Here is an 11475-nt window from a genome sequence, read left to right as displayed (position 1 = left end):
GTTATTTCTTTTTTACTAAACTCATCCACCCCAAACCGATCATAATCCAGACAATTTCCCTAATTCGTGTCACAACACCCATAAAAATACCGACTTTCGCAGGCAATCCTATACTCATCACAGCCATTGCTAATCCACCTTCCCGCGTTCCCAATTGCATTGGAAAGAAAAAAACAAGATTGGCAAATAAAGAAGATCCCGAGCTAATGATCATAGCATCAATAAAATCAATATTGATATCTAAGGCTAAACCAATAAAATAAATCTCAAAACAGCCCACAACACGTGCGACAAATTCCCAAAAAAGGGCCGTATAGAAGCGATCGCGACGATTTTGAAAGAGGTTTTTCACCTGCTGATCGACGTCATTCAACGTTTCATACTTCGTCTCCAGTAAATGACCAACTTTTTTGCCTACCAAAGGTAGTTTAGACAAAGCCTTCAATAGTGAAACTGTAATTCCCTTCTTATAAAATTTCGTAAATAGCCAAGTACAAATGATAGCCATCACAAAAATCACAGCACAGGCCACATCAACCATTGTACTTGCCGGTACGAACCAAAGAATTAGAAAAACAGAAGCGACCCAAAATAAAATATGCGACAAAATGTGCATGACACCGTATAACAGCACGGAAGAACCTGCCTTCGAACCACCGACATAGTTTTTAAGCTCCATAATACGATAAGGCTCACCACCTAATGCAACAAATGGCGTTATATAATTAATGGCGTACCCCGATATTGTCAATTGTAAGACCTTCCAAAAGGGTACATCTGTCTGCGGCAATTCGGGTTCCTGAATAATTGCCTTAAATGCCATTGCGTTCATCCAGTAGAGTACTGCCCAGCTACCGAGGACGGGCAAAAACCACCAGCCAATTTTTTCGAGGTTGTTCCAAATCTCATCAATTCCCATTGCTTGAATCATATAGGCCAGTGTACCTATACCGATGAGCATAAAGAGTACTTTATAGATCTTACTCCCCATAAGTTGGATCATTTGTTAATTTATCAACAAAATAACCGCTTACTTTTTCTTGTCGGTTACACATGTATATCAATATCGGATTAAGGACAAACATGTCAAAGAAAAAGTAAATCCAAGGCTGACCGATAAACAACCAAACAAATAGGAAAATCACCCTTGTATTGAACTGTACAATATTTGTATACTTCATCAATGGTTTATTTTGAGTTCTAAAGTCGACCATCAATTGTTTTGGCAATTCATCTTTATAACGACTCTTCACAATATGCAGCAGCTTTTGCAGTTTTGGAGAAAGCTTTTCCTGGTTACGTGTATAGCCCATGTAGCCATTCAGCACAAATTTGCTGAAAAAATTCTTGCGCCAAGACAAGGCATCATAGTCAACTTTCAAATCACGTGTATTGTCCAGCTCACTTCCAGCTTTACCTTTTATAAAATACAAATGTACATTACGATAATAGTCAGCCATTGCCGACTGAAGCATATGCGATACACCTGCAAGTACACAGAATACCCATAGCCATTGTGGCCATCCTTCATTAATACTGCGTAAACAGATCGCAATATGAATAGAAGCAAACCAAAAATCTCCGGCAAAACCATCCAAGATACGACCAAAGCGACTTTTATTGTCTGTCATTCTTGCCAGCTGTCCATCGGCACTATCTAAAGAATTGGCAAAAACCAATAAAAGCATGCCAATCACATTAATCCATAATGCAGGGTAATAGAATAAAATACCCGCCGCAACGCCAAAGAAAATACTAATAATTGTCACAGCGTTGGGTGTAATACCAATTTTGGCACAGACTTGCGCGATACGATAACCTATAGGTCGATAAAACCAAATATCAATTCGCTCTTCTGTATCATTAGATTTTAAAGATTGTTCGAATGCACTCAAATTATCTTCTTCGATTACATTAACTTGTTCTTTCTGCATTGTGGTTCTTTTCAGTAAATTTATGGTAAACCATTTGAGCAATGGCCTCAGCGGCCTCTGCCCGACATGGCGCAAAACTTGGCCAGTCGTTTAAGTCAATAATATGGAAGTCTCCATTTGCATCAATAATCACATCGCCGCCATAGATATGTACATCCAGGACTTCCGCAGCACGATTGGCAACTTCTTTTAGATTGTCGAGATCAAAAGGAAAATGCACTACCTCGTCATTAATTTGTTCATACAAATCATATTTGTGATGATTGTGTTCATATGGGTAGAAATAAAAGAAAAAATCCGTTCCCCGCACTGCATAAAACTTGAGTAAGTCTCCGGCAAGATGTTCAGAAATCACAGCCTCTTTAATCCCACGAAGTGCATATTCATTCAAGATATGTTGCGCTTCTTTCAGACTTGCAGCAAAGGTAACATCTTCCTTATGAATCGCATGAAAATCGCCACGTTTGATCCATACACCCTTTCCTTTCAGTTTTTCAAAAATAGATTGGATATCTGCAACGGTAGAGATCACGATACTCTTCGGATAAGGAACTCCACCTTCTAAAAGCTTAAGGGTCATGTTTTTCCGAAAGCAATTTTCAATTCCAAATCCTGAATTCAAGACATTGATCCCATTATTTTGAAGAGATTGCAACTTTTTCACTAAAGTCTTTGTTCTCCCCATAGTCAGAATATTATCCTGCTTCAGGGATGATGAAGACAAAAATTCATCTTCATTACACACCTCCACCGAAGCACCTTTTTCAGTCAGTTTTAAAACTACTTCATTAAATATAGCGGCATCATTCCCCACATGGTTGGGTGAAAAGCGATTTTTTCGAGTTACGCCTAAAATAGAAATCATATCGCTCATTTTACTAACTAACCTCCTCACTCAAAAATTGTTCCGCGACGACACGATCTTTTAAATGATCAATATCGACCACCTTGTCAAATACAAATGCTTCTACTTGTAAATCGTTTTTCAATAAAGCACGCTGAAAATTACGCATTCTGGAATTACCGGCTTCAACGGAGCTTAATGCACAATCCATAGCTGCTTTTCGGAAGCAATAAATTCCGCCAGAAACATACTTCGTTTCTGCGGTCGCTGTATCCAGAAAAGCTTCCACCCGAAGCTGTGAATTTGTGTTCACATAGAGCGGACTCTCATCGTCGACAAAAGGAGTGACTGCCATAAAAGCATCGGCATGTTGATGTTGCTGGAATGCCTCCAAATAGGCATGAAATTCATGTGGTCTAAAAACCGTATCTGTTGTTGTCAGACAACAGGACGACCAATCGGGGTTATTTTTGACAAGCAAGGCAAAACTATGCAATGAACTTGCAGTATCTTCCTCTATAAGTACAATAGGTAATTCAAACGTTGTTTTTTCCAAAAACAATTTCAGTTCCGGAGATTGTTTATTGATGATAACATGAACTCTTTGCGCCCCTTCTTTAACAAACACGCGAATCAATCGCTCAATTAATGGAACTCCATGTAATGGTAGCAAGGGTTTCGGTAAATTAAATCCCTCTTTTCGCAATCGAGAACCTTCTCCCGCCGCTATAATTGCAAATTCCATTTCTTTTAATTGCAAAATAAAATCATTTATAAAAAAGCAAAACCCCCGTCACTATCTCAGCGTTCGTAAGCGCAAAAGTCTACAGAGGGTTATATCACAAATCTTCAATATCGTAAGGATTTTGAAGAAAAAGGGGAAAAATTGTTTTTAAACAATTGTTTCCCCTCTCTTATTAAGGTAATTTATTGAATACTATCTACTAGCTCCTGGTAATAATCCAATCCCAAATGTGTGATTAAATCTTCACCCATAATGTGGCGCAATGTATTTTGCAATTTCATCAATTGTTTGAAGATATCGTGTTCAGGAGGTAATCCCGGAGCGGTTTGAGGAGATTTCAAGTAAAATGATAACCACTCTTGAATACCAGACATACCCGCACGTTGAGCCAAATCAATAAACAAAGCCAAATCCAACGCAACCGGAGCAGCTAAAATTGAATCGCGACACAAGAAATTGATCTTAATCTGCATTTTGTAACCCAACCAACCGAAGATATCGATGTTATCCCAAGATTCTTTATTATCGCCGTGTGGAGGATAATAGTTGATACGTACTTTATGATAAAGATCACCGTATAACTCAGGGTTCTTTTTCGCATCCAGAATTTCTTCCAATACCGATAATTTAGAGACCTCTTTTGTTTTGAAATTTTCAGGATCATCTAATACTAATCCATCCCGGTTACCTAAGATATTCGTCGAAAACCAACCTTCAACACCCAAAGCTCTCGCTTGAAGACCAGGTGCCACAATTGTTTTCATCAATGTTTGGCCTGTTTTAAAATCTTTACCTGCAATTGCCACACCGTTTTCATGCGCCAACTCAACAATAGCAGGAACGTCACATGTTAAATTTGGTGCACCATTTACATAAGGAGCTCCCTCTTTCAATGCCGCATAACAATAGATCATACTTGGTGGAATACGTTGATCATCATTGTCTAATGCTTCCTCTAATTTAGCTAAAGTTGAAAAAGCTTCGTTTGTTTCAATATAACGCTCAGTAGATCCACACCATACCAATACAACACGGTCTAATCCGTTTTTCTCTTTAAATTCACGAATATCACGTTGTACGGCATCTGCCAATTCACGGCGAGTTTTTTCAGATTTGATGTGCGTTCCGTCCAAATTTTTCACAAAATTACGGTCAAACACAGCCTTCATCGGTTGGATTGCCTCCAATTCAGCCTTAACAGCATCCAATTGGCCTTGCTCCAATACCTGTGCATTTGATGCAGCCTCGTATACGTTATCCTCATATACGTCCCATCCACCAAAAACAACATCTTCCAATTTTGCTAAAGGGACGAAATCTTTAATTAATGGATTTCTGTTCTCAGTGCGTTTACCCAGACGGATTCTGCTCAATTGAGAAACAGATCCGATTGGTTTTGAAAAACCTTTGTTTATAGATGCCACACCAGCGATTAATGTTGTAGCCACAGCACCTAATCCCGGAATAAGAATACCCAATTTTCCATTGGCATCTTTCACTTGTTGTCCCATATTAATTCTATATACTTAAATTGTTATTTAATTGATGTATTATGATAAAATAATTCTTAAAATTAGCTTAAAAAAACATATTTCATACCACTGCCCACTTAATTTATAAAATCGTGACAAATACCAATACAAACCCCATTCGAAACCTAAAAAAATAATCTGAAAATGAATTATTATTTAGTGTTCTGCTAATCCATCTGATTGAAATTTAACGTTTTTAGCGAAAGCTGTTAACCCAAAAAATAATTCTCCTTAATTTTACTCAATATATTAAGATTCGAAAACTAATCCAAATTCAATCCAAAAAAAGTTTTTCTTTCTCAAAAATTGGTCAATTTTTCTTTTTCTATTCGCTATAAATATGACAATAAAATTGGAAAATGGTTTTAGTAGCACTAACTTTAGCCTAAAATCTAAATACACGCAATGAATCTATCGTTCAATTTATAAACCATCAGCTGTTGATCCGCTCATTGTAGCTGGAGAAATGGTCTGCCAAACGATAACGCGATGACAAATTTAACTGTATCGCATAGCGCCCAAGGTGCATAAGAGTATCCATAGCATTGCAAAAAATGAACCCAAGTGTAAAATTATAATTTACACCAAAGAATGTACTGAACAAATAATTATCTGAATGAAAAATACAATTTCGTGCCTAACTTTAGCGCTTTTAAGCGCAAGCCAGTTACATGCTCAAACAGCTGCCGACTCGGCTTATGTTAGAGATCATTATGAAAAGACCGAAGTAGCAATCCCCATGCGAGATGGGAAGAAATTATTTACTGCGATCTACAGTCCAAAAGACAAATCCAAGAAATATCCAGTTTTACTCAATAGAACACCCTACACGGTTTCTCCTTATGGGCAGAACGAATACAAAAAAAGCTTGGGAAACTTTCCCCAAATGATGCGTGAAGGTTATATTTTCGTTTATCAGGATGTCCGTGGCAAGTGGATGAGCGAAGGTGATTTTGAAGATATTCGTCCGACCACCTACAGCAAAGATAAAAAAGCAATCGATGAAAGTACGGATACCTATGATGCGCTTGAATGGTTACAGAAAAATCTCAAAAACTATAATGGCAAAGCCGGGCTCTATGGGATTTCCTATCCAGGCTTCTATTCTACCGTCGGATTGGTCAAAACACACCCGAGCTTGAAGGCAGTCTCCCCACAGGCTCCCGTAACAGACTGGTTTATAGGCGACGACTTCCACCATAATGGCGTATTGTTTCTTCAGGATGCATTTACATTCATGTCAACCTTTGGTGTCCCACGTCCAAAACCCATCACACCAGATCAATTTAAGGGCAAAATTCAAATCAAAGAAGCCGATAAATATAACTTTTTTGCAGAAGCAGGAACAGCGCGGGAACTCAAAGAAAAGTATTTTGGTGACTCCGTACAATTTTGGAATGACCTGTTTAAACATCCCGACTATGATGATTTTTGGAAATCGCGTGTGATCACCAATTCTTTACAGGAGGTAAAACCAGCTGTGATGGTGGTTGGTGGTTTCTTTGACGCGGAAGATGCTTATGGAACATTTAAGACTTACCAATCGATTGAGGATAAAAGCAAAAAAAACAACTCGATTTTAGTCGCGGGACCTTGGTATCATGGCGGCTGGGTTCGTGCAGAAGGAAACTATTTAGGTGATATCCAATTTGAGAAAAAAACCAGTATTACTTATCAGGAGCAATTTGAACAACCGTTTTTCAAATATTACCTAAAAGATGAAGGAAACTTCGCACCTTCCGAAGCTAACATTTTTTTCTCAGGCAGCAACGAATGGAAACATTTCGAACAATGGCCGCCAAAAAATGTAGAGACAAAAAAACTATACTTCCAACCTCAGGGGAAACTTGGATTTGACAAAGTTCAACGTACAGATTCCTGGGATGAATATGTAACAGACCCTAATAAACCTGTTCCGCATCAAGGTGGGTTAATTCAAAACCGAACACGGGAGTATATGGTAGATGATCAGCGTTTCGCAGCTAGTCGCCCTGATGTCATGGTTTATCAAACGGAACCGTTGACGGAGGATCTGACGATAGTAGGCCCAATCAAAAACTTCCTCAAAGTCTCCTCAACAGGAACCGACGCGGACTATGTTGTCAAACTGATTGATGTATACCCGAACGATGCTGCAAGTTATCAAGGAAAAACAATGGCTGGATATCAAATGATGGTACGTGGTGAGATCATGGCGGGGAAATACCGAAATGGTTTTGATAAAGCACAGGCCTTGACTCCAGGTATGGTCGAAAAGGTTAATTTTGAAATGCCAGACGTTGCGCATACCTTCAAAAAAGGACATCGCATTATGGTTCAGGTACAAAACTCATGGTTTCCGTTAGCAGAACGAAATCCACAGGTATTTTTACCGTCTTATACAGCCACCAAAGCTGACTTCCGTAAAGCTACCCAACGTATTTTTCACGATGTGAACAATGCCACATACATCGAATTTTCTGTCCTCAAAGATTAACAGGTCAATTCGAAAGCCAGCGCTTAAGAGCTAATTGAATAAGGCTACATCAGCTAAACACCTATGCCTGATGTAGCCTTATCTTTAATCTTCCGCTACATACGTATCTTCTCCGGCCTTCCATCCCGCAAATAATAAAAGTACGATACTCCCCGCCAAAAAGTAGAACGAGTAATTCCAGGTAGCATCTATTTCGTGCAGCCTACCAAAGACCGGCGGACCAAAAGCCGCAATAAAATAGCCAACAGACTGCGCCATGCCCGATATTTTGATTGCATTTGCCGTTGATCTAGCCCGCAGGGTAAAGAAGAGAATAGACAAACTGAAAGACAGTCCATTGGAAAGTCCCAACAATATGGCGGCAACATAAATTCCCTGAAGCTTGTAATGCCAGAATATAAAGATACTTCCAAGCATGCCTATCGCAACAGCAGTTGCCATTAAACGTTGATCCTTCATCCGATGAGCCAAAATAGGTCCAATGAACATAATGGGAATCATGGCAATTTGGATCAAAAACAGCAACCAGCCCGTATCCTCCTTTGGCATCCCATAATCGACCAATACGTTGGGCAACCAAGAAATCAAGCTGTAGTAAATCAGGGACTGAATACCCATAAATAGGCTGATATACCAGGCCAATCTTGACCTAAAGATATGCCCGATTCCACTTGTCGCTTGTCTATTTTCAGTAATACCTTGAGCTTTCTTTCGGCCTAAACCATCAAAAAAAACAACTATAAGTGATAACAAGGCTAAAATCACCCAAACACCCAGTGAGCCTTGCCACCCAAGACCGGTCCATTCACCCAATCGTAAACTAAAACCCGAAGCAAAAGCCGCAGTCAGGTTCATTGCTACCGCAAAAATCCCTGTCATCAGCCCAATCTGCTTTGGAAAACTGGTTTTTATATAGCCAGGTGTAACGACATTGCCCACACAGATCCCAAGTCCAATTAAAAAAGATCCCACAAACAGCGTTGGCATATTGCCCCAGACCCGAAGCACAATCCCTACACTCAACAGCATTAAACCAAACAATAAAAAACGATGCATGCCCAGTTTATGCGAATATCGACTTACTGCGACAGAACAGCTCGCAAACATAAAAAGGGGAATTGCCGTCAATAGGCTGCTTTGAAAACTATTTAATTGTAAATCTTCACTGATTTGCCCCAGTACCGGGCCAACGGCTGTAATTGGCGACCGCAGATTGGTTGAGACCATAACAACAACCAATATGGATAACCAGGTCCAAGAAACAGCTGTGGATACTTTTATATTTTCTTTCATAATAAAATCGCGCTATACATGTAATGATCGCCTGCAAAGATATACCTGAAATTTTAATTAAATTTGCCATTAATTTAATTTAAAACGACATGGATCAAACAAATCATACATTGACAATTGAACGCATCCAGAAATCAACCTTTGTCTGGTTTGAAGAAAACTGGATACACGACAACGAGTTGCACAGTCATCGCAAAGGCCAGCTGATTTATGTCGAACAGGGTTTCCAATACCTTACCGTCGCAGGAAAAATGTATTTACTCCCCCAAAATCACGTTGCCTGGATTCCCTCCGGTGCAGTACATAAGACCAACTCCCACTCTGAACGCATCAAGCTTATGGTACTTTTTTTTGATACTCCACAATTTGACGGCGCACAAGACCAGTTGTTTTTCAGTCAGGTACAGCTATTTTCTGCGCCTAAAGTATTACGGGAAATGATTTTGTATTGTGAAAAATGGTCGAAATTGATTGAAGAAGATAAACATGAAAAAGTTTTCTTGGGTGCTTTACTCCATGAACTCCCCTATTTTGCGGCACAATTGCTCCAACTTGGGATCACCCTTCCTCAGGAGAATAGACTTCAAGCCGTCTTAAATCACCTACATGACCATTACACAGAAGCCTTCACATTAGACGAGATTGCCCGTCCAATCTTTCGCTCCGAACTATTGAGCGCCTTTTTAAAAAGGAAACCGGAATGACACTTGCAAAATATCAGCAGTTACTCCGCATTATCAAGAGTTTGGAACTTCTTAGCACAAAACAATTCACCATCTCCCAAATCGCGTATAAAGTCGGTTATAAAAGCGTACAAGCGTTCACCAATAGCTTTTATGCTGTGATGAAATATAGACCTTCGAGTTTCATGATGGACTAGTTTTCGCACAGCTACAGGCTGTTTGTAGCTAAGCGACTACAAAATATAAGACATTTTAAAAAAATAGTAACGAATAGTTGCACAGGTGTAATATTTACACTATCTTTGTATCATCATAATTTAGGTTTATAATTGGTTATTTAAGGTTTTCATTCTCCCCGTTTGAAAACCTTTTTTTATTTATTTTCACCGTCCCTCAAATCATTTCACTGCTCCGCAAACACAATAATTTCCCCCTTAGGCCCAAACAAAAGCAACTAATCGCATGTTCCCAAAAAATAGCGTTCAAATTAATTCTTAAAAAATTCAAGAAATTCTTTAACAATACTGTATTTTTAACGAATATATTCGGATGAGAAAGGTCAGGCGAATAGAAAAGAGTTCAAATATTGAAAAAATAATCTAAACATATATGGCAGAACATGGGGATTTGCAAATCGCAATACTAATCGATGCGGATAATGTATCTTATCGAAAGATCGAAGAGATTTTGAATGAAGTCAAAAGATACGGGATTCCAACCATCAAACGCATCTACGGAGACTGGACCAACCCTTATGTTGAAAAATGGAAGGACAAACTTCTTACTCACGCGATTACCCCCATACAACAATACAGTTATACCCAAGGCAAAAATTCTACTGATTCCGCATTAATTATTGACGCCATGGATATTCTGCATTCGGACAGAGTGGACGGATTTTGTATTGTATCGAGCGACAGCGACTTCACCCGCTTGGCCACCCGCCTCCGGGAATCAGGCAAGCTCGTAATCGGTATAGGTGAGAAAAAGACACCTAAGCCTTTTATCGCCTCCTGTGACAAGTTTATCTATGTGGAAATTTTCGAGAAAAATCAAAAGAAAGAAACAGTCACAAAGAAAAAACAGCAAAATCAACCCAAACCCGCCCCGGTTGACAACCCGGCAAGTATAGCGGTACTGGATGAAGAAACCCTGGAACTTTTAAAAGACACTGTCGATGATACAGCTGATGAAAATGGCTGGGCTTTCCTAGGGGAAATCGGAAGTCTTTTCAATAAAAGGAAACCTGATTTTGATGCGCGAAATTACGGATACGACAAGATGTCCCACCTTTTTAAAGCCTACAAGGAAGATTTTGAAATTGAAGAGCGAAACACCGACAAATCGCGCATAAAACACTACTACATCCGTAATATCATTAAACGGCCTTTAGCAATGGCCAGCCCCGCTACAGCAGTGGAAACTGAGCACAAAACTCCTTCTACTCCTATTCCTTCCGTACCGCCTACAGAAACTGCGGGAAAAACTGCCAATCAAAACAATAGAAAGAAAGGGCGCCAAGAGAAGAAACGTCAGGATAAAACAAGTTCTGAACCGATACAAAATGAGGCTCCAAAAGTTCAGGAAATTCAGGAGCAAAAAGCCGAGTCCCAAGCCTCCACAGTACAGACACCACCGACAAACATGCTTTTTCCTTCAGAGGGCAACAAGATTACTGCAGATGATGTTAAGAAATCGCAAATAAGAATTACAAAAGAATTCAAACCTTTATTTCCCACTAAATCCCAAAAATTAAGGATTATGATCAATGCCGGAGAATATGAATGCAATTTTACCTACCGAGGCAGAGGATTTCATGTACTTAAACTGGGAAAAGAAGCCGCTACGCAGCTTGGTCTTGCAGAAGGAATACAAATACAACTGATCAAACTGAATGAAGTTAGCTTTAGCCTTCAAAATAAATCCGTTTAAATCTTATTCAGGGTTATTTTTCTCGCTTTAATAGGG

Annotated in this window: 10 protein-coding genes; 4 read left to right on the top strand and 6 right to left on the bottom strand. The window is 39.3% G+C overall.

Going from position 1 to position 11475, the window contains the following annotated elements; genetic code table 11:
- Position 1 precedes the first annotated feature (1 nt).
- The 5 genes from CBM24_RS09340 to CBM24_RS09320 form a co-directional block, all read right to left on the bottom strand.
- On the bottom strand, positions 2 to 991 hold the full coding sequence (locus tag CBM24_RS09340) for a lysylphosphatidylglycerol synthase transmembrane domain-containing protein (RefSeq protein ID WP_088160998.1): 990 nt from the start codon (positions 989 to 991) through the stop codon (positions 2 to 4).
- On the bottom strand, positions 981 to 1934 hold the full coding sequence (locus CBM24_RS09335) for a CDP-alcohol phosphatidyltransferase family protein (protein WP_088160997.1): 954 nt from the start codon (positions 1932 to 1934) through the stop codon (positions 981 to 983). Before CBM24_RS09335 ends, CBM24_RS09340 begins: the two co-directional genes overlap by 11 nt.
- Positions 1915 to 2799, bottom strand: coding sequence for a hypothetical protein (locus CBM24_RS09330; protein WP_232475744.1), 885 nt, complete (start codon positions 2797 to 2799; stop codon positions 1915 to 1917). The genes CBM24_RS09335 and CBM24_RS09330 overlap by 20 nt, the downstream gene beginning before the upstream one ends.
- A 13-nt stretch (positions 2800 to 2812) precedes the next feature.
- Positions 2813 to 3523 (bottom strand): NDP-sugar synthase, encoded by a 711-nt coding sequence (locus CBM24_RS09325; protein ID WP_088160995.1) that lies wholly within the window; start codon positions 3521 to 3523, stop codon positions 2813 to 2815.
- A 182-nt stretch (positions 3524 to 3705) separates the two neighbouring features.
- Positions 3706 to 5034: an inositol-3-phosphate synthase gene (locus CBM24_RS09320; RefSeq protein ID WP_075991923.1), complete on the bottom strand. Its 1329-nt coding sequence runs from the start codon at positions 5032 to 5034 to the stop codon at positions 3706 to 3708.
- 637 nt (positions 5035 to 5671) lie between these two features.
- Between CBM24_RS09320 and CBM24_RS09315 the strand changes: the two genes are divergently transcribed.
- Complete coding sequence (locus CBM24_RS09315) at positions 5672 to 7531, top strand: CocE/NonD family hydrolase (protein WP_088160994.1); 1860 nt, start codon at positions 5672 to 5674, stop codon at positions 7529 to 7531.
- Positions 7532 to 7615: 84 nt separating this feature from the next.
- Here the strand turns inward: CBM24_RS09315 and CBM24_RS09310 are convergent, their stop codons facing one another.
- On the bottom strand, positions 7616 to 8824 hold the full coding sequence (locus CBM24_RS09310; protein WP_088160993.1) for a CynX/NimT family MFS transporter: 1209 nt from the start codon (positions 8822 to 8824) through the stop codon (positions 7616 to 7618).
- An 89-nt stretch (positions 8825 to 8913) separates the two neighbouring features.
- Here CBM24_RS09310 and CBM24_RS09305 point away from each other — a divergent pair, with 89 nt between their 5' ends.
- The 3 genes from CBM24_RS09305 (at position 8914) to CBM24_RS09300 (ending at position 11439) form a co-directional block, all read left to right on the top strand.
- Positions 8914 to 9528: an AraC family ligand binding domain-containing protein gene (locus CBM24_RS09305; RefSeq protein ID WP_198386074.1), complete on the top strand. Its 615-nt coding sequence runs from the start codon at positions 8914 to 8916 to the stop codon at positions 9526 to 9528.
- Positions 9525 to 9704, top strand: a complete 180-nt coding sequence (locus CBM24_RS27510) for a helix-turn-helix domain-containing protein (RefSeq protein WP_232475743.1) — start codon at positions 9525 to 9527, stop codon at positions 9702 to 9704. Before CBM24_RS09305 ends, CBM24_RS27510 begins: the two co-directional genes overlap by 4 nt.
- A gap of 412 nt (positions 9705 to 10116) precedes the next feature.
- Entirely contained in the window at positions 10117 to 11439 is a 1323-nt protein-coding gene (locus CBM24_RS09300; protein ID WP_088160992.1) for an NYN domain-containing protein, read from the top strand.
- The last annotated feature ends 36 nt before the right edge of the window (positions 11440 to 11475 follow it).

Source organism: Sphingobacterium sp. G1-14 (assembly GCF_002196555.1).
Lineage (GTDB): Bacteria > Bacteroidota > Bacteroidia > Sphingobacteriales > Sphingobacteriaceae > Sphingobacterium > Sphingobacterium siyangense.
The sequence above is the reverse complement of the archived record's forward strand: the minus strand, read 5'-3'. Positions and strand labels throughout refer to the sequence as shown.